Consider the following 17,496-nt stretch of genomic DNA (forward strand, 5'->3'; position numbering starts at 1 on the left):
TATAAAATTGAGATACTACATAACCAGATGTAGAAATAAACCAACAGCGACAATACGTTACCCTAGTAACGTATGAGAGCTATGGCACATAACTTGCCCAATTAGCCCGTCAATTTGACGGGCTTTTGGCATTTAGATGCTGGGATCCAGTATTTTGACACCTAATCAGGGGCCCAATAGGAGGGCTTTGCACGACGCATTGGGACAGAAAATGTAAATCCTACTCCCGCAATCAAAACATAAAAAGCCCTCACCGTAAAACGTGAGGGCTTTTTTGTGTCTGGTAGTTATGAAACATAGGGTAGCTGATAGCTGAGAAAATGATCGCGCATCCAAATTATTGAAAACAGTTAGATAAATCCTACCGATACATTCAAAATTCATTCCAGTATTGATTACCTGCTAAGACTATTGCTAAATAGTCTTACATCAGGAGAACTTAAAGATGTTGAAGTTTTACTTATCATTAATAGCCGTTACTCTATTAGCCTCTGGTTGTGCTGTTAACTCCATTGAGCAGGGTAGTCTTGAAAGTGGGATATATCAATCATCTACCCAAAAATTTACGATACCTGTTCCTGACGGAGCTAAAATTTTTGATGGTACACATGCGTTGGGAGAGTATGTAGCTGTAAATTCCTTGCCCAAACCTCTGGAAGTTCGTGGAGTGAGCTACAATCGCGTCGCGAATGTTGATGAAGAAACCTCCGAATTAACCAAAGACAACATAATTAAAAGCGGATATGATTTTTGGAGAAAAGGATATGCTGGCATAGAAGTGAGCACGATTAGTAGTGAATGGATAGAGCTAGACGGTAGACGCGTATATTTTACAGTTTTGGAGGGGCAGCCGGCAGGGCTTCTTGTTAAACCGAATACATTTTATGGCACGCTTAATTTTCTAAAAGATGGGTATGGTTATGTTGTTTTTGAGAGAATACGTACTGAAAAAATGCTAATTGGCGCTGAAGGGCGTCCAACAGGTGCGGATGCAGAGTTACGTAAAAATTCTATCCTTGCATTTTATCGCAGCATTAAATTCCATTAAACTGCAGAAATATATGTATTTTAAGTTTGTATCTCATTAGCCAAGGGTGAGATTTGGCAACTCTTGCCTACTCTGTGGAGTGAGCTTACCAGCTATTTAGTTAGTCATGTATTTGTATTAAATCCGTCATCAAATTGAGACGGGAAGGCCTTAGTGTTCGCTTGAGATGAACCAGGGACTTTGTACATGCTGCTTGAATTTCGTGATGTGATAAAAAAATTCGGACCCGCCACAGCGGTAGATAAAGTAAAATTTACTGTCGAGCGCGATCAGTTCATTGGAATTGTTGGACGCTCGGGCGCAGGGAAATCAACTGTTCTTCGAATGCTAAATCGCCTGGCGGACCCAACAGAAGGTTCGATCCTTTTTAATGGAAAGGATATCACAAAGTTGGAGGGCGCAGGGAAACGTAAATGGCAATCCGATTGCGCTATGATTTTTCAGCAGTTCAATTTGGTGCCGCGTTTGGATGTTGTATCCAATGTTCTTCATGGAACGTTAAACAGACGCAATACACTAGCAACGATGTTTAATCTTTATCCAAAGAGCGATATACACACAGCGCTCGATCTTCTTGAACGACTTGGAATTGAAGAGCATGCAATTAAGCGGGCGGAAGCGCTTTCAGGCGGTCAGCAGCAACGTGTCGCAATAGCAAGAGCATTGATGCAAGACCCGCAAATTGTTTTGGCAGATGAGCCTATCGCATCGCTTGACCCGATGAATGCACAGATCGTTATGGATAGCCTAAGGCGTATCCATGATGAAGATGGACGTCTCGTCATATGTAATCTTCACACACTTGATACTGCACGCAAATATTGCGATCGCGTTATTGGTATGCGTGATGGCAAAATCGTCTTTGATGGCGCAGGCGCAGAACTCACCGCTGGTGCAGCGCGTGAAATTTATGGTGCTGATGAGAGCTTTTCAGAATCGGCAACTTCAACAAGCGTTGAGACACTTGCCCAGACTAATCACAAGCTAGAAACGCTTGCATGATATGACCCAGCCCCGAAATGTACGGGGTTTTTTATGTCTTTAATGGAGAAATTAGATAATGAAAAAAATAGCTATTGCCCTAATGGCAACGACACTCATGACAGGTGCAGCATTTGCTGACAGCATGGAAAAAATTTCCGAATTCCGCATCGGCATCCTCGGTGGTGAAAATGCGCAAGACCGTATGAATGATAATCAGTGTCTTGCCGATAAAGCAAAAGAGCTGCTTGGGGTTGATGTTAAGTTGTTCGCACCTGCTGATTATGCTGGCGTGATTCAAGGCCTACTTGGCGGTACAATTGACATGGCTTGGCTTGGTGCGTCTGGTTATGCAAAAACGTATCTTTCTGATCCAGAAGCTGTTGAGCCTGTGCTGGTTAAAGTCAATGTTGATGGTGGATATGGTTATTATTCAGTTGGTTTTGCACGTAAAGATTCAGGCGTGAAGTCACTTGAAGACCTTAAAGGGAAAACATTTGGCTTTGGTGATCCAAATTCAACATCTGGCTATCTAATTCCTTCCATTGAAATTCCGCAGAAAATCAATGCTACGATGGAGTCAGGTGACTATTTCGGTGAAGTGAAATTCACTGGCGGTCATGAGCAAACAATTGTTGCTGTTGCAAATGGTGAAATCGCCGGCGGTGTAACCTGGGCTGATGGCCTTGGCGAATGGGAAGACGGATACAATTCAGGTGCGCTTCGCAAGGCCGTTGATGCCGGTTTGGTTGACATGAATGACATGGTCAAAATCTGGCAGTCAGAAACAATCCCTGAAGGTCCGATTGTGCTCCGTAAAACTTTGCCAAGTGATGTTAAGGTAAAAATGACAGGACTTCTCGCATCTCTACAATCTATCGATCCAGAGTGTGCGTATGGGATTGCTAAAGGTGAAACAAAAGGCTTCATGCCAATCACGCATGATGCTTATGAAGTCATTATCGAAGCTCGCAAATTGAAATCAAACTAATCGATTTTCAGCGCTTTTGAGGGCCACTCTTAACAGGGTGGTCCTTTGTTTTAATACCTACATCTCTCGTTAAAGATAGCTTATGTCATCTCAAACAATATCAAACTCCGCAACGACTGAATTGCGTGAAAAATATTTAGCACAAGTTCAGCGTAAGCAAATTTATAATGCAATTTTATTGGCAGTGTTCGTTGCACTTCTTGTCGGCGGCTTCATGACAGCCAATGATCGAAACGCAGGCGGTTTTTGGGATGGTTTGCCCAATATTTTTGATTTTCCAGATGAGATGCTAGCCGATGCAAGTGAAAAACTGGTACAATTTCCGGCCCATTTTCTGCGTTTTCTGCCCAGCTTACTAGAAACAATAAACATCGCAGGTGCAGCAACGCTTATCGGTGCGATTTTTGCCGTATTTATCTCACTGCTCGCAACTCGTGGGCTCGCGAAATGGCCAAGACTAATTCCTGTGTTTCGTCGCTCAATGGATATTTTGCGTTCGATGCCAGAAATTGTTATCGCGCTCGTTTTGATCTTTATTATGGGAGGTGGACCGGTTCCTGCCATGATTGCGATTGCATTTCACACAGTTGGAGCTTTGGGAAAGTTATTTTCCGAGGTTAATGAAAATGCAGATATTAAGTCGGTGGAAGGTCTCCAATCTGTTGGGGCGACATGGTTCCAGCGCATGTGGCTCGGTATCATCCCACAGGTGATTCCGAATTACTTGAGTTATGCTCTTCTACGTTTTGAAATAAATATTCGTGCCTCTGCCATTCTAGGTTTTGTTGGGTCGGGCGGAATTGGTTATGAATTGAAAAATGCGATGAGCTGGGGCAAAGGCAGGTATGATGAAGCTGCTGTTATTTTCATTTTATTGTTCCTGACAATTGTACTTGTTGATCAGGTATCCAGCTATGCAAGAAATAAACTCGTTGGAGAAAGCCGATGAGTACAATCACCGCTGATAATAAATTAGATATTAGAAACCTTGTCGAAGATAATTTCGCGCGAAAGAAGATTATTGCTTTTGGCGCTCCATTATTGATCGTTGCATATTTCATCTACATAGCAATTTCATTTGATTTTGCAGGGATATCAGAACGCGCTAAATTGGATAAGGCAGCAACACTTCTAGCTGATACTTATTCTTATAAAACCCATGTTTTGAAATCCAATCGCGGAGCAGAGGATTTTTCTATTGCCATAGAAGGCGAGAAAAAGGGACGCTACAAAAAAGGGGTTACGCCTGATTGGGTAGCAATCAATGGCGACAATGCGACGGTTTCATTAGCGCCGGAACATGCGATCGAGTTTGTTGGGAAGACTGTTTACTATGATATTCCGAACTATGGTTTGGTTGAGGTGCAGCCAAAGAGATCAGGGGTCGATCTTAAGTTACCAAGTGAAGATATTCCTGATTTTATCAATGCATCTAAAACGCGTGTAACAATAACAACTGATGCTGGCCGTGTAAGTGTTACAAAAACAAAAACGCAAGTCTTTCGTTACTTTTTTGGTTGGGAGATGTTTTTCTTTACACTCGATAGTCCATTCTACGATATGAGTTTCACCGAGATTGTTGGGTCAGCATTTTCATCAGATCAAATTGATCCTGTTAGAAGCAATGCGAGCGCCATCTGGAATGATTTTTGGTATAATCCAATGTGGCGCCATTCCGATGTTGCATGGGCGTTGTTTGAAACGATCCTCATGGCATTTTTGGGCACTGTTGGCGGTGCATTGATTGCGCTACCTTTGGCATTTATGGCTGCAAAAAACTTTTCACCGATTTGGTTGACGCGTTTTTCCCTACGTCGCGTATTTGATTTTCTACGCGGTGTGGACGGACTTATTTGGACCATCATATTGTCTCGTGCATTCGGTCCCGGGCCGTTAACCGGTGCGCTCGCGATTTTGTTAACTGATACGGGAACATTTGGGAAGATGTTCTCCGAGAGTTTGGAAAACGTTGATGAGAAGCAAATTGAAGGCATTCGATCAACAGGTGCTAAGCCATTGCAGCGTTATCGTTTTGGCGTGATCCCTCAATTGATCCCGGTTTTTCTTAGTCAAATTCTTTATTATTTAGAATCCAACACGCGCAGTGCTACAGTCATCGGTGCGATTGTTGGTGGCGGTATCGGTCTGCAACTGACTCAAGCCATTATCACTGGCAAGGATTGGGAAGAGGTTAGCTATTACATCATTCTCATTATTCTTATGGTGATGATGATGGATACGATTTCTGGCTGGCTCCGCAGGAAACTGATTGGTGGAAAGGGGTAAAACATGCCTTCTGCACTCATTACAGGAGTTGCGCGCGGAATTGGTTTTGAGCTCGCACGTGTTGCTTTAGATGATGGGTTTAAAGTCTATGGCAGCGTTCGCTCTGCGAGTGACGCGGATTATTTAGCTACGGAGTTTGGTAGCCAGTTTGTACCTTTGATCTTTGACGTAACGGATCAAGATGCCATTTTAACGGCTTCTATGCAGATTAGTGAGTTGGATATTATTATCAATAATGCGGGCATAACTGGTCCAGAAGATACGGACACAGTTTCTGCCAGCACGGACGAGTTTCTCCGAGTTTTCAATATAAATTCTGTAGCCCCTCTTAATATTTCAACGACCTTCTTACCCGCTTTGCGCAGGGTGGAAGGTGGAAGAATAATCTCGATCTCCAGTCAAATGTCGTGGATGGGGTATGGTAAATCTGATCGGATAGCTTATCGAGCGTCAAAAGTTGCATTGAATAAAATCATGCAGGGGTTGGCAACTGATTTGGCGGACGAGGGTATTAGCGTTTGTGTTGTTGATCCCGGCTGGGTACGGACGGATATGGGTGGAGTGGATGCTGATAACGACCCTAAGGACGTAGCTGTCGGTATTTGGAATATTGCGAAAAATTTGCAGGTGGATCATTCAGGCCAGTTTATTCATTGGTCAGGTGAAGAGCGAGACTATTGATCATGGCGAGATTATCAGAAGAAGTGTTTTTGCATCCGGAATGTAATGTAAAAAAAAGCAATTTTGGGCGTTATACCGAACTCGGTCAGGGAACTCGTATCCTAAACAGTGAGTTGGGCGATTATTCCTATACAGATCGCTATGCTGATATTGCTAACACCACAATTGGTAAGTTTTCTAACATAGCTTCATTTTCACGAATTGGACCTACGGACCATCCGATGGAATTGGCAAGCATGCACCATATGCTTTATCGGACAAATGATTATTGGGATGATGTTGAACCGTGGACAGATTTTTTTGAAAAACGCACAGCTCGCCGAACGCATATTGACCACGATACATGGATAGGTGCGCAAGCGATTATCAAGCCAGGGTTAAATATTGGTCATGGTTCAGTTGTTGCGGCTGGTAGCGTGGTGACGAAAGACGTAGCGCCGTTTATGATTGTTGCTGGTGTTCCTGCGGTGCCGCTTCGCAAACGTTTTGAAGATGATATTGCTGAACGCTTGATGGCTTTGTCTTGGTGGGATTGGGATCATGACAAACTTAAAGATGCTTTGCCGGATTTCAGATTACTTCATATAGAAGCATTCCTAGAAAAATACGAAAGCTAGAAAAGACGGGACAAATGCCCCGCCTTAATTTATCATCATGCGTTGTGTTTGAGATGATGCGTTATTCCGATTAATTAATTTTGTTATCCAGCTCCATGCAATTCGCATAGTAGGTGACTGTTGCAGGCCAATCAGAAAATATACCTTCGATGTCAACATCCTGAGCTAGAACATCAAGCACTTCAAATAACATGCCGTCGGTATTTGTTACATCTTTGATGGATTGGTAATACCAGCCGCCACCTGTTTGCAGAGGTCCTGAACGTTCAAGTGTCCAGGTGATGATTTTTAGGCCAGCTTCCTTGGCTTTATTTGCATATTCAGACGGAATGATTTTACCATCCTTTGTGGTCATAAGCATCCACATGGGAGGTGCGATATAGTTGACGCCCAAATCTTTGAGTTTTTGCATCGAAGGCTTGAAGGTTGCAGCATTATTTGCGTTGAAATCTTTGCGTTTGTAACTCGCATCTAGGTAGACAGCTTGTTTGCCAAATTCCGGTTCGTTTTTGATCCAGTATAAAACATCATCAAGGTTAAATGATTGTGCCCATACGTCAGAAGCGGGGATGCCAGCTGTTTTATATTCATCAATCATCTTCTGGGCGTAATCAGCCTGCGTAAAACCATTAAACGGCATTTCTACAGCTGGCGATTTGAGTTCTGGTGTAAACTTAACATCTAATGATTTGAACAACTCAATCGATTGAGCATGCGTCATTAGGGTGCCGGTCTCTGCGGCATAAAGATCAGTGCGCCAATCTGCCGTTCCACCCAGATACGCTGCAACATCTTTAGCTGAGCGATCTGCCGCATCCATCTTGCCTTTGAGTGTTTTAAACTCAGCTAATGTGATATCAGACGTTCTGCATTCTGCTGATGCTTTTTTATCGCCATTTGCTGGCATGAAACCAGATGTACATTGTGGCGCGAGATCTGATGCAAGAATATTGGTCGTTGTATGAAGATCGTTTTGCGCATGCCGGCACACAAGTTCCTTATCCTTGGTAAAGGTGACGTCACATTCAACAATGCCTGCGCCCATGCGTGCCGCAGCTTTATAGGATTCTTTGGTATGTTCGGGAAATTGCATTGCAGCGCCGCGATGCCCGATTGAGAAGTCAGATTTCTTGAAATCCATCTTGGAACATGAAAGCAGCTTCTCTTTAAGTTCGCTCTGTTTCATCTGATCAATCAGATAAAAGGGTCTTGGCCCTAATTCAATATCTGCGGCAAATGCTGTTGACGTAATAATTGCGCAAGCGAGTGTTGCTGTCGTTGTTTTCAGTTTGATCATTGAAAATCACCCAGGTTTTAAAATTTCTATAGAATGATAGAACCCACATGTGACACTAAGTCAAAGTTTATGAGACTGTTTTATGAAATTCTGAGTTTGCTTCATTTTTGAAGATAAGTTCGATATTATTTCCCGAAAACCATGTGCGTCCATATTCAATGATTTGTCCATTCGTATCGCAGTTTAATGCCAGAGATCGGAGCAGCGGAGCACCAGATTTCAAGTTTAGATGAATGGCTGTTGTTGCGTTGCAAAGGACAGCGGTAAGTCTCGTCTCAATTCGAAAATAGTCGTTAATACCGCACACCGACATTGCGCTTGTTACAGATCCGGTTTCAACCAATTTGTTTAACAGATTTGGGAGTTTTTTTGCCGGATATGCAGATATAAAGTGCGCTGCAGGTTGATCATCAATAAATGCAATTCCCTCGTGGATATGTACCAGGTCGGTCGTACTGATTTTTAATGCTTGAGCTTCTTCTTTTGTTGCAGGCCGTGTTTCAACATGAAGTGTTTCCTTTTTTGCTTTATGTCCCTCACCATCAATTGATTGATGAAACCTCACACGTTTTCCGATTTCATATTTGGCTGGAGCAGTGGATACGAAAACACCAGATCCTTGTTTTGAGAAAACTATCCCATCTTCGTTCAAACTGGAAAGTGCGTGGCGAATTGTATGTCGATTAACATTAAATCTTTCGACAAAGGCTGCTTCTGTTGGCAGCTTTTCACCTGGTTTGTGAATTCCATCTGTAATTTCTGTTTGAATAATTTCAGCAATGGTTTTCCAAACGGGTTTAGATTTTCGGTTATTTGTGCCGCTTCTCGACATGTCACATAACTTTCATAAAATTGGCATGGATATTTCATATATTTCATGCAATATTTGTCTAGTTGTATAGTAATATGGACAATTGGAGAATTTGTCTAGATGAAATATTTAGCAGATAGAAAAAATTGGATGAGCTTGCTAGCCAAAGCCCCGTCTTCAACATTGGCAGCTGCATTTTCGAATGTGATTGAAGAACTTGGTCTTACGCCGGATTTTAAATGGCTCCGCAAACCTGAGATTGGCGGTGTAATGGTGCAAGGTCGTGCAGGTGGAAAAGGCGATGCATTTAATCTTGGTGAAATGACAGTCACCAGATGTTCATTGAAGCTTGAAAATGGTGTCGTTGGTCATGCTTACGTGCAAGGGCGAGATAAAGTGAAGGCAGAGCAGGCCGCACTTATTGATGCATATATGCAAAGTGATAAAGCCACCGTTTTTGCCGATATCGTTTTGAAGCCAATTCTAGATGAGCTTTCCGGTATTGGTGCAAAACGTAATCAGCGAGCCTCAAAAACCAAAGTTGATTTTTTCACCCTTGTTCGGGGGGAAGATCAATGAGTACAAATTCACTTGAAGGCGGCTTTGTTGATGCGCCTGTAGAATCAGCACAGGCATTCCGCAAAATTATGAACGTGATGGCGAGGCCTGGCCTGATTGAAGATCTCGCAGTCGCAGCGCCTCCTCAGCCGTTGTCGCCAGCCATGGGCACGTTGCTTTTGACATTGTGTGATGGGCAAACATCAATTTTTCTAGCGGGTGAATATGATAGTGCTGCAGTGCGAGAATGGATTACATTTCACTGCAATGCTCAATTTGCCGATGCTGCAACTTGTATGTTTGCGATCGGGAACTGGAGCTCTTTGTTACCCATAGATCAATATTCGATTGGGACTTCGCAATATCCAGATAGGTCAGCAACATTGATTGTCGAGATGGATGAACTTACTTCCCATGGTCAGGAATTATCTGGCCCAGGTATCGAGACCGTAAAGCATCTTTCCTTACCGGATACGGACGCTTTCCAGAAAAATGCATTACTTTTCCCGCTTGGTTTGGACTTCTATTTTACATGTGGTGCGAAAATTGCAGCTTTACCCCGTACGGCAAAAGTCATCGGCATAGAGGAGGTGGCATAATGTATGTTGCAGTAAAAGGTGGTGAACGTGCCATTGATGCCGCCCATGAATGGTTGGCAGACGAGCGTCGTGGAGATCGATCAGTTCCTGCTTTGTCACTTGCGCAGATCATTGAGCAGCTAGCTTTGTCCGTAGCGCGCGTTATGGCGGAGGGATCGCTTTATGATCAGGAATTAGCCGCACTCGCGATCAAGCAATCTCGTGGTGATTTGATCGAAGCCATTTTTCTGATGAGGGCATATCGCACGACATTGCCAAGATTTGGTTATTCCAAACCAATAGAGACGGGCCAAATGAGTTGCATACGGCGCATATCCGCAACATTCAAGGACGCCCCTGGCGGACAGATTTTGGGCCCGACATTTGATTACACGCACCGGCTTCTTGATTTTAAGTTGGCGGCTGAAGGTGATGACATAATTTCGAAAGAAGAGGCTGATGCACTTAGTGTTTGTTATGAGAACAATGATGCGGCAAACGGGAATGAAGCAAACAGGAATCACGAAAATGACATTCCGCATATTACGGAGTTTCTCAACAAAGATGGCCTCATTCAAACGGAAGTAGAAAGTAACGCAACACCGGGAGATTTAACTCGTGAACCGCTTGAACTTCCAACGTCACGCCCTTTACGATTGCAGGCTCTTACTCGAGGGGATGAAGGTTTTGTCTTAGGCTTGGCTTATTCCACGCAACGCGGATATGCGCGAAATCATGCGTTTGTCGGTGAATTGCGTATTGGTTATTGCCCGGTGGAGATGGAGATCCCCGAACTCGGATTTACTATCGATATTGGCGAAGTGCTGGTGACAGAGTGTGAGACCGTCAACCAGTTTAAAGGTTCAAAAAAAGAGCCGCCACAATTCACACGTGGATACGGGTTGGTTTTTGGACAATCGGAGCGAAAATCCATCTCGATGGCGCTGGTTGATCGCGCACTTCGATGGAAAGAATTGGGTGAAGATTTTGTCGGTGCGCCTGCGCAGGATGAGGAGTTTGTCCTTTATCATTGCGATAATATTCAAGCGACAGGTTTCTTGGAGCATATCAAACTACCCCATTATGTGGATTTCCAATCTGAACTCGAACTCATTCGGAAAATTCGTAGTGAGGCTATGAAAAATCAAGAAAATGAAACCCAACAAGAGGCGAATTTGGAGGCAGCAGAATGAACGAGTATAATTTTGCTTATCTTGACGAGCAAACAAAACGGATGATCCGCCGAGCGATTTTAAAAGGATTGGCAATACCCGGATATCAAGTACCCTTTGCCAGCCGTGAAATGCCAATGCCTTATGGTTGGGGGACAGGCGGTGTGCAGGTGTCTGCGGCATGTTTGATGCCTGATGATGTTTTAAAAGTGATTGATCAGGGTGCAGATGATACGACCAACGCTGTATCCATTCGCAAGTTTTTTGAAAAGACCGCAGGTGTTCAAACAACTGGTCGAACATCTGATGCGACACTTATTCAAACAAGGCACCGGATTCCGGAAGAAGAATTGAGTGAGGATCAGGTTTTGGTTTATCAGGTTCCAATCCCCGAACCGCTTCGTTTTCTTGAACCACGAGAAACTGAAACGCGGAAAATGCATGCGCTCGAAGAATATGGTCTTATGTATGTAAAGCTTTATGAGGATATATCTCAACATGGGCAAATAGCGACATCTTATTCTTATCCGGTTAAGGTAGAAGGGCGTTATGTTATGGACCCGTCACCCATTCCAAAATTTGACAATCCGAAACTGGAAATGTCAGCAATTCAACTCTTTGGTGCGGGGCGTGAGCAGCGTATTTATGCCATCCCGCCCTATACAAAAATTGTTAGTCTCGATTTTGAAGATTACCCGTTTGAAGCAATGAAAGCGGAAGGCAAATGTGCGCTTTGTGATGCTGATAACACTTATCTTGATGAAGTGATCATTGATGATGATGGTGGTAGAATGTTTGTTTGCTCTGACACGGATTATTGTGAAACGCGCCGGCAGCAAGGTTTCATTGGAAGTGAAGGTGTTCCTCAGTCAGATATGGAAGGTAGCGTGCTATGACACCTTTGTTCCAAGTGAAAAATATTGCCAAGAATTATGGTAATCGAATTGGCTGCAAGGATGTGTCCTTTGACCTTTATCCCGGTGAAGTGATGGGAATTGTGGGTGAGAGCGGGTCTGGAAAATCAACATTGTTGAATTGCATGGCAGGCCATCTCGAACCTGATGCAGGAGAGGTTTTGTTCAACACTCGCATTGAGGGGCTTAAAGATACACTGCTTATGTCTGAGCCGGAGCGCAGAATGTTGTCGCGCACGGATTGGGCATTTGTGCATCAAAATGCCCGTGATGGATTGCGCATGGGAATTTCTGCTGGCGGCAATATGGGTGAACGCCTAATGGCGGTTGGTGATCGGCACTATGGGCAGATTCGATCGCAGTCAATTAACTGGCTGGAGAAGGTTGAAATTTCAGAGGATCGGATCGACGATCGACCAAGTGCTTTTTCAGGCGGTATGCAGCAGCGTTTGCAAATTGCACGAAATTTGATCACAGGCCCGCGCTTGGTGTTCATGGACGAGCCGACGGGTGGGTTGGATGTATCGGTTCAGGCTCGCTTGCTTGATTTAATCCGAAGTCTTGTCCGAGAGCTTGGATTATCTGCTATCATTGTAACGCATGATTTGGCCGTCGTACGTCTTCTTGCTGATCGGTTGATGGTGATGAAATCTGGCCACGTCGTTGAAAGCGGTTTGACAGATCAGGTTTTAGACGATCCGCAACATGCCTACACACAATTGCTCGTATCATCGGTTCTACAGGTGTAATATGATTGAGATTAAGAACGTATCAAAAACCTTCACGCTCCATAATCAGGGCGCTACGTCTATCAATGTTATGCGTGACGCAAATCTTGTTGTAAAAGCGGGTGAATGCGTGGCGCTTACGGGGAATTCTGGCTCTGGTAAATCAACACTTATGCGGATGATCTACGGAAATTACCTAACTCAAGATGGGCAAATTCTCATCGGCGAACTTGATGTTGTGCAGGCTGAGCCCAGAGATATTATAGAGCTTCGCAAGACAACACTTGGTTATGTCAGCCAGTTCTTGCGCGTTGTACCTCGTGTTTCAACGCTCAATGTTGTGGCGGAGCCATTACTTAAGATTGGTGTTGACGTGGATGTAGCAGAAGCGCGTGCTAAAGATCTTCTTGCAAGGCTTCGGATACCGCAAAATCTATGGCAATTGTCGCCACTCACATTCTCCGGTGGTGAGCAGCAGCGCGTTAATATCGCACGCGGTTTTGCGCATACATATCCGGCGATGTTGCTGGATGAGCCAACAGCTAGTTTGGATGCTAAGAACCGTGAAACCGTATTATCTCTTATTGAAGAGGCAAAAGCACGCGGTGCCGCGATTATTGGTATTTTTCATGATGAAGCGGCTCGAGACCGGGTTTGTGATCAGCAAATTGATGTTTCAGTATTCACACCAAAAGTTGCCGCATGATGAGTGATATCAAAGGACAACTCGTTGCGATTGTCGGCCCGTCTGGGGTTGGTAAAGACACAATAATGCAAACGCTTAAGGTTCAATGCCCTGATATTGTATTAGCCAAACGTATTATCACACGACCGGGTGACGCTGGGGGGGAGGACTTTATCGGGGTAAGCCAAGAAGAATTTATGCAACGACAATCCGATGGAGAGTTTGCATTGGAGTGGACAGCTCATGGATTGAACTATGGTGTACCGGCGGTAATTGATGATTATTTACGTATAGGGCGAACTGTTTTGTTCAATGGTTCAAGGGCTGCATTGCCAGCAGCAGAAGAAAAATATCCTGATTTGAAAGTTGTCATGATTTTGGCAAGTCAGGAAACGCTTGAAAAGCGACTTACTGAGCGCGGGCGAGAATCTGCGGATGATGTACAAAATCGTTTGAGTAGAGCAAATTATAAAGCTCCGGTGGGCAGTAATGTCGTGACGATTTCAAATGATGGTGAGCTACAAGTTGCGGTGGACCAGCTTAAAAAAGTCATTCGCTGCAAAGAGGAAACCGTTCAATGATTTCAAATTTTCCATCATTACGTTCTCCATACAGACAAATATCATCCGCTTTGAGTGGTTTGCTTAGTATGTCCGATAGATGTTCAGATAAGATGTTCTTCGTGGTTTCTGCGTCATTTTCATCAAGTCTTCCAGTGAGGGTGAGATGAAATTTGAATTCTTCAAAAACGTAAGGGTAGCCCCATCTAAGCATCAATTCATCCTGTCTTTGGGTGAGGTTAGCCCTTCGACGTTTGGCGATATCGCTTTCGCTCAATGGAGCTCTAAATTCTTCAAAATGCTCGACAATTGTTGCCGCCAAATTGCGCAATTCCATGGACTGATTTTTTTGAATAATCGCCACGAAGTTTCCCAACTGTGCCACTTTCATTTTTCCAATGGTAAATTTGGGTGTATTTTTGCAGAATGTTTGCAGAGCTGTGCGCAATTCATCGCAGGATTTTGTTGGGTTCAGTTTAAAGGGAGCCTTCAACGTACCATGAAATCCATATTTTTGCGGCGTTGCTACGATTTCCGATATGGGTGCTGGAAGAGACTGGATATCAGGATGCTTGGCATTGCTCGCTTTTTCAACATCCCAACCCAACCATTTAGAGCCAAATTGCGCCAAGGGGCTTTTGCTTGCTGGTGCATAAAAAATGGCAAGGCGATTATAAGTCGTCATAAAACTGTTCCATATTTAGTTTAACCCCATCAAACACTGTAATATTACAGCATTATTACGATATAGGATTTTGTATGAACAATCATCAGGTTATAGATAGTCAAAACAACTTACTTGCATCAGATGATGTTGTTTTCACGAATGCAAATCTTGTTCTTGGTCATGAGATTGTAAAAGGCTCTCTCCGTGTAGAAAATGGATTGATTGCGGATATTGATACATCCGGTGTAATAAGCGCTGGCAATAGTATCGATTGCGAAGGGGATTATTTGTCTCCCGGACTTGTGGAGCTTCACACGGATAATCTGGAGCGGCACTTACAGCCACGCCCCGGTGCGCATTGGCCGCCATATGCTGCTATTTCATCACATGATGCGGAACTGGCGAGCGTAGGAATCACGACAGTTTTTGATGCATTGCGCGTCGGTTCACTTCCATCTGAAGGAAAACGCGGTGGGTATAAAAAATATGCGCGTGAAGTTGCAACGAATATAAGTTTCATGCGCAATCAGAACATGCTTCGCATAAACCACCTTCTGCATCTACGGGCGGAAATTTGTTCTGAAACGCTTCTCGAAGAAATAGAAGAATTCGATCAAAATGACCAAGTCGGAATTGTAAGTCTTATGGATCACACGCCCGGGCAAAGACAATTTCGTGATACGGAAAAACTGGCTGAATATCTCCGCGGCAAACACTCTATGACGGATGATGAAATTTACGCCCATTTTGGTAGATTGAGAAAGCTTCAGCAGGAGAATGGCGAGAAGCACAATAAGGCAGCAGCAGAGATGGGTCGTAATCTAGGTGCTATTCTCGCCAGCCATGATGATACAACACAAAGTGATGTTGTCGAATCAGTTAAAATAGGCGTTGGTGTTGCGGAGTTCCCAACAACTTTGGAAGCTGCTCGCGAATGTAATGCAAGTCGTATCGGTGTTATGATGGGTGCACCAAATCTGCTGCGGGGCGGTTCTCACTCCGGCAATGTTGCCGCGCATGAGTTAGTGGAGCATGATTTGCTTGATATATTCAGTTCAGATTATGCGCCATCGTCTCTTCTCGCTGCTTGCGTGCGTCTTGGACTTGAAAGCGGCAATATGGCTAATGGTCTAGCCAAAGCAACTGCCGCTCCTGCAAAAGCAGCAAGTTTAGATGATCGTGGGGTTTTAGAAGTTGGAAAGCGTGCTGATTTGCTCAGGTTCGGCCTTATTGAGAGCTTGCCGCTGACGAGAGGTCTTTGGGTTGGTGGAGTTCGCGTCGCTTAATAAAAAACCCGCATATAGCGGGTTTTTATTCGATAGTATATTCTGGTTTAGTTGACTGTTACCCAGCGTAGAATAAAGAAATTATCTGTTCGTTGTGTCAAAGAAATATTATCTTTTGTCGCCCAGATAAGCGGTTGAACATACATCGGAATATAAGCAACTTCATCTTGAATGAGCTTGTGAGCTTCATCAATCATAGCTTGACGTTTTGCATCGTCAATTTCCGTTTGTATCATCGGCAGCAATTCATCAACTCGCGCATTTGAGTAACCGCCGAAGTTCCAGGAACCAAGTTTTTTCTCTTTGTTTGGCGTCGATGCAAGAAAGCGCAATGGTTGCTCTGCATCAAATGTACCTGGTGCCCATCCAAGAAGATACATGTCGAAATTATCTGCGCGCAGTTCGGACCAATAACTACGGACCGGCATCGTTGTTAATTTAGCTTCAACACCAATTTTTGCGAGCATAGACGCTGTTGTACGACAAATAGCTTCGTCATTTATATACCGATCATTCGGGCACATGAGACCGAAGGAAAACCCATTTGGATACCCTGCTTCGGCGAGTAATTTCTTAGATGCCTCGACATCAAGTGGAAAGCGATCCGCCAAACTTGTTGAATATCCTTGCATATCTTTAGATACGAGTTGGGATGCTGGTGCAGCTGTTCCGCGCATAACTTTGCTTGTTAATGCGTTCACATCAATAGCTTGATAGATGGCCTTACGGACACGTGCATCCTGAAACGGATTTTTGTCACTTGTTTCATTTGAATATTTAAGCACATTTGATTCATGACCGAAACCAAACATCAAAACACGTGCTTCCACCCCTTCATGCACAGTAAAGCCAGAACGTTGCTTCATGCGTGGTACATCTTGTAGAGGAATTGGCTCGATCATATCTATTTCGCCGGACAAAAGTGCGGCAATTCCTGTTGAAGCCTCGCCAATCGGAGTATAGATGGCTTCAGTTACATTGCTTTCCATTTCACCCCACCAACCTGCATATGGTGCCAAGGTTGTGCGTACACCGGGATCGCGAGATGTTAATGCAAAAGCGCCGGTTCCGTTTGCGTTACGTGTCGCAAAGTTTTCAGCTTCTTTTGAAGGTCGTGCCGCGTCATTGCTCTCCGTCCATGTCTTATCCATGATCAGGAAATTCGCGATACTATTTGGAAAGAGTGGGTTGGGCGCTTTGGTCATGAAATCGATTGTATAATCATCTTGCACGATGACTTCAGATACAACTGCAAACCAGGAGCGTACGTCCGATTCTTCCGAGGCAGCGCGCTCATAAGAAAACATTACATCTTCTGCATTGAAGTCTGATCCGTCCTGAAATTTAACACCCTTTCGCAGGTTAAAGCGCCAGCCATCTAAACCCAGCGGTTCCCAGCTTTCCGCAAGAGATGCTTCGATCTTCATTTGCTTGTTTCTGCGAACAAGGCCTTCGTAAATATTATTAAGAAATCCGAGCACGGGCGCTGAGCTAACAGCGTGCGGATCCATAGTTTGCGGGTCAGTTTTACCGGCCCATCTAAATGTTTCAGCTGACAAAGAGCTGACTGAGAGCGACAGCGTAATGAGTGCAGCTCCGGAAATGCCTAGTATTTTCATCATAGTTCTCCCACTAA

19 protein-coding genes are annotated in these 17,496 nt (G+C 44.1%); 15 read left to right on the plus strand and 4 right to left on the minus strand.

The features are described from left to right. Positions 1-445 precede the first annotated feature (445 nt). The 7 genes from AB2J24_RS15740 to AB2J24_RS15770 all read left to right on the plus strand — a co-directional run bounded on the left by AB2J24_RS15740 (position 446) and on the right by AB2J24_RS15770 (position 6,604). Positions 446-1,048: a hypothetical protein gene (locus AB2J24_RS15740; protein WP_162653488.1), complete on the plus strand. Its 603-nt coding sequence runs from the start codon at positions 446-448 to the stop codon at positions 1,046-1,048. A gap of 189 nt (positions 1,049-1,237) precedes the next feature. Next, positions 1,238-2,050, plus strand: coding sequence for a phosphonate ABC transporter ATP-binding protein (gene phnC, locus AB2J24_RS15745; RefSeq protein WP_367386258.1), 813 nt, complete (start codon positions 1,238-1,240; stop codon positions 2,048-2,050). A gap of 58 nt (positions 2,051-2,108) precedes the next feature. After that, entirely contained in the window at positions 2,109-3,020 is a 912-nt protein-coding gene (gene phnD / locus AB2J24_RS15750; protein ID WP_367386152.1) for a phosphonate ABC transporter substrate-binding protein, read from the plus strand. A gap of 82 nt (positions 3,021-3,102) precedes the next feature. Further along, a complete protein-coding gene (phnE, locus tag AB2J24_RS15755; protein ID WP_367386153.1) occupies positions 3,103-3,969 on the plus strand; it encodes a phosphonate ABC transporter, permease protein PhnE in 867 nt (288 codons plus the stop codon). Then, a complete protein-coding gene (gene phnE / locus AB2J24_RS15760) occupies positions 3,966-5,306 on the plus strand; it encodes a phosphonate ABC transporter, permease protein PhnE (protein WP_367386154.1) in 1,341 nt (446 codons plus the stop codon). The genes phnE (AB2J24_RS15755) and phnE (AB2J24_RS15760) overlap by 4 nt, the downstream gene beginning before the upstream one ends. A gap of 3 nt (positions 5,307-5,309) precedes the next feature. Continuing rightward, positions 5,310-5,987 carry an SDR family NAD(P)-dependent oxidoreductase gene (locus AB2J24_RS15765; RefSeq protein WP_367386155.1) on the plus strand — a complete coding sequence of 226 codons (678 nt, stop codon included), beginning with the start codon at positions 5,310-5,312 and terminating at the stop codon, positions 5,985-5,987. 2 nt (positions 5,988-5,989) lie between these two features. Beyond that, complete coding sequence (locus AB2J24_RS15770) at positions 5,990-6,604, plus strand: chloramphenicol acetyltransferase (RefSeq protein ID WP_367386156.1); 615 nt, start codon at positions 5,990-5,992, stop codon at positions 6,602-6,604. 70 nt (positions 6,605-6,674) lie between these two features. Here the strand turns inward: AB2J24_RS15770 and AB2J24_RS15775 are convergent, their stop codons facing one another. Together AB2J24_RS15775 and phnF are read right to left on the minus strand one after the other, a co-directional pair. Beyond that, complete coding sequence (locus AB2J24_RS15775) at positions 6,675-7,901, minus strand: glycerophosphodiester phosphodiesterase family protein (RefSeq protein WP_367386157.1); 1,227 nt, start codon at positions 7,899-7,901, stop codon at positions 6,675-6,677. A gap of 67 nt (positions 7,902-7,968) precedes the next feature. Beyond that, positions 7,969-8,733, minus strand: coding sequence for a phosphonate metabolism transcriptional regulator PhnF (gene phnF, locus AB2J24_RS15780; RefSeq protein WP_162653481.1), 765 nt, complete (start codon positions 8,731-8,733; stop codon positions 7,969-7,971). A 129-nt stretch (positions 8,734-8,862) separates the two neighbouring features. On the opposite strand from phnF, the gene phnG reads away from it, so the two are divergent. The 7 genes from phnG to phnN are packed head-to-tail and all read left to right on the plus strand — an operon-like array spanning position 8,863 to position 13,928. Then, positions 8,863-9,291 (plus strand): phosphonate C-P lyase system protein PhnG, encoded by a 429-nt coding sequence (gene phnG / locus AB2J24_RS15785; protein ID WP_420883665.1) that lies wholly within the window; start codon positions 8,863-8,865, stop codon positions 9,289-9,291. Next, positions 9,288-9,869 (plus strand): phosphonate C-P lyase system protein PhnH, encoded by a 582-nt coding sequence (gene phnH, locus AB2J24_RS15790; protein WP_367386158.1) that lies wholly within the window; start codon positions 9,288-9,290, stop codon positions 9,867-9,869. Before phnG ends, phnH begins: the two co-directional genes overlap by 4 nt. Then, positions 9,869-11,041, plus strand: coding sequence for a carbon-phosphorus lyase complex subunit PhnI (locus AB2J24_RS15795; protein ID WP_367386159.1), 1,173 nt, complete (start codon positions 9,869-9,871; stop codon positions 11,039-11,041). The genes phnH and AB2J24_RS15795 overlap by 1 nt, the downstream gene beginning before the upstream one ends. After that, positions 11,038-11,916 carry an alpha-D-ribose 1-methylphosphonate 5-phosphate C-P-lyase PhnJ gene (locus AB2J24_RS15800; protein WP_162653477.1) on the plus strand — a complete coding sequence of 293 codons (879 nt, stop codon included), beginning with the start codon at positions 11,038-11,040 and terminating at the stop codon, positions 11,914-11,916. Before AB2J24_RS15795 ends, AB2J24_RS15800 begins: the two co-directional genes overlap by 4 nt. Further along, on the plus strand, positions 11,913-12,683 hold the full coding sequence (gene phnK / locus AB2J24_RS15805; protein ID WP_162653476.1) for a phosphonate C-P lyase system protein PhnK: 771 nt from the start codon (positions 11,913-11,915) through the stop codon (positions 12,681-12,683). Before AB2J24_RS15800 ends, phnK begins: the two co-directional genes overlap by 4 nt. A 1-nt stretch (position 12,684) precedes the next feature. Continuing rightward, the gene (gene phnL, locus AB2J24_RS15810; RefSeq protein ID WP_367386160.1) at positions 12,685-13,368 is read left to right on the plus strand and encodes a phosphonate C-P lyase system protein PhnL; all 684 of its coding nucleotides are present in this window, start codon (positions 12,685-12,687) and stop codon (positions 13,366-13,368) included. Beyond that, positions 13,368-13,928: a phosphonate metabolism protein/1,5-bisphosphokinase (PRPP-forming) PhnN gene (gene phnN / locus AB2J24_RS15815; protein WP_197742836.1), complete on the plus strand. Its 561-nt coding sequence runs from the start codon at positions 13,368-13,370 to the stop codon at positions 13,926-13,928. The genes phnL and phnN overlap by 1 nt, the downstream gene beginning before the upstream one ends. Here the strand turns inward: phnN and AB2J24_RS15820 are convergent. Further along, positions 13,897-14,592, minus strand: a complete 696-nt coding sequence (locus tag AB2J24_RS15820) for a DUF1045 domain-containing protein (RefSeq protein WP_367386161.1) — start codon at positions 14,590-14,592, stop codon at positions 13,897-13,899. The two genes, phnN and AB2J24_RS15820, sit on opposite strands and share 32 nt — an antisense overlap. 74 nt (positions 14,593-14,666) lie before the next feature. On the opposite strand from AB2J24_RS15820, the gene AB2J24_RS15825 reads away from it, so the two are divergent. Next, positions 14,667-15,860 (plus strand): alpha-D-ribose 1-methylphosphonate 5-triphosphate diphosphatase, encoded by a 1,194-nt coding sequence (locus AB2J24_RS15825; protein WP_367386162.1) that lies wholly within the window; start codon positions 14,667-14,669, stop codon positions 15,858-15,860. Positions 15,861-15,907: 47 nt separating this feature from the next. Here AB2J24_RS15825 and AB2J24_RS15830 read toward each other — a convergent pair whose 3' ends face one another. Then, entirely contained in the window at positions 15,908-17,482 is a 1,575-nt protein-coding gene (locus AB2J24_RS15830; RefSeq protein ID WP_367386163.1) for an ABC transporter substrate-binding protein, read from the minus strand. Positions 17,483-17,496 lie beyond the last annotated feature (14 nt).

Origin of the sequence: Lentilitoribacter sp. EG35 (assembly GCF_040784015.1) — a bacterium.
Classification (GTDB): Bacteria; Pseudomonadota; Alphaproteobacteria; order Rhizobiales; family Rhizobiaceae; genus Lentilitoribacter.

Bases quoted from the DNA above. Each gene is read 5' to 3' on its own strand.
- AB2J24_RS15800 (WP_162653477.1), top strand. From the start codon at position 11,038: ATGAACGAGTATAATTTTGCTTATCTTGACGAGCAAACAAAACGGATG.
- AB2J24_RS15765 (WP_367386155.1), top strand. From the start codon at position 5,310: ATGCCTTCTGCACTCATTACAGGAGTTGCGCGCGGAATTGGTTTTGAG.
- AB2J24_RS15825 (WP_367386162.1), top strand. From the start codon at position 14,667: ATGAACAATCATCAGGTTATAGATAGTCAAAACAACTTACTTGCATCA.
- phnH (WP_367386158.1), top strand. From the start codon at position 9,288: ATGAGTACAAATTCACTTGAAGGCGGCTTTGTTGATGCGCCTGTAGAA.
- phnL (WP_367386160.1), top strand. From the start codon at position 12,685: ATGATTGAGATTAAGAACGTATCAAAAACCTTCACGCTCCATAATCAG.
- phnF (WP_162653481.1), bottom strand. From the start codon at position 8,733: ATGTCGAGAAGCGGCACAAATAACCGAAAATCTAAACCCGTTTGGAAA.
- AB2J24_RS15740 (WP_162653488.1), top strand. From the start codon at position 446: ATGTTGAAGTTTTACTTATCATTAATAGCCGTTACTCTATTAGCCTCT.
- AB2J24_RS15770 (WP_367386156.1), top strand. From the start codon at position 5,990: ATGGCGAGATTATCAGAAGAAGTGTTTTTGCATCCGGAATGTAATGTA.
- phnK (WP_162653476.1), top strand. From the start codon at position 11,913: ATGACACCTTTGTTCCAAGTGAAAAATATTGCCAAGAATTATGGTAAT.
- AB2J24_RS15830 (WP_367386163.1), bottom strand. From the start codon at position 17,482: ATGATGAAAATACTAGGCATTTCCGGAGCTGCACTCATTACGCTGTCG.
- phnN (WP_197742836.1), top strand. From the start codon at position 13,368: ATGAGTGATATCAAAGGACAACTCGTTGCGATTGTCGGCCCGTCTGGG.
- phnE (WP_367386154.1), top strand. From the start codon at position 3,966: ATGAGTACAATCACCGCTGATAATAAATTAGATATTAGAAACCTTGTC.
- phnG (WP_420883665.1), top strand. From the start codon at position 8,863: ATGAGCTTGCTAGCCAAAGCCCCGTCTTCAACATTGGCAGCTGCATTT.
- AB2J24_RS15820 (WP_367386161.1), bottom strand. From the start codon at position 14,592: ATGACGACTTATAATCGCCTTGCCATTTTTTATGCACCAGCAAGCAAA.
- AB2J24_RS15795 (WP_367386159.1), top strand. From the start codon at position 9,869: ATGTATGTTGCAGTAAAAGGTGGTGAACGTGCCATTGATGCCGCCCAT.
- phnE (WP_367386153.1), top strand. From the start codon at position 3,103: ATGTCATCTCAAACAATATCAAACTCCGCAACGACTGAATTGCGTGAA.
- phnD (WP_367386152.1), top strand. From the start codon at position 2,109: ATGAAAAAAATAGCTATTGCCCTAATGGCAACGACACTCATGACAGGT.
- AB2J24_RS15775 (WP_367386157.1), bottom strand. From the start codon at position 7,901: ATGATCAAACTGAAAACAACGACAGCAACACTCGCTTGCGCAATTATT.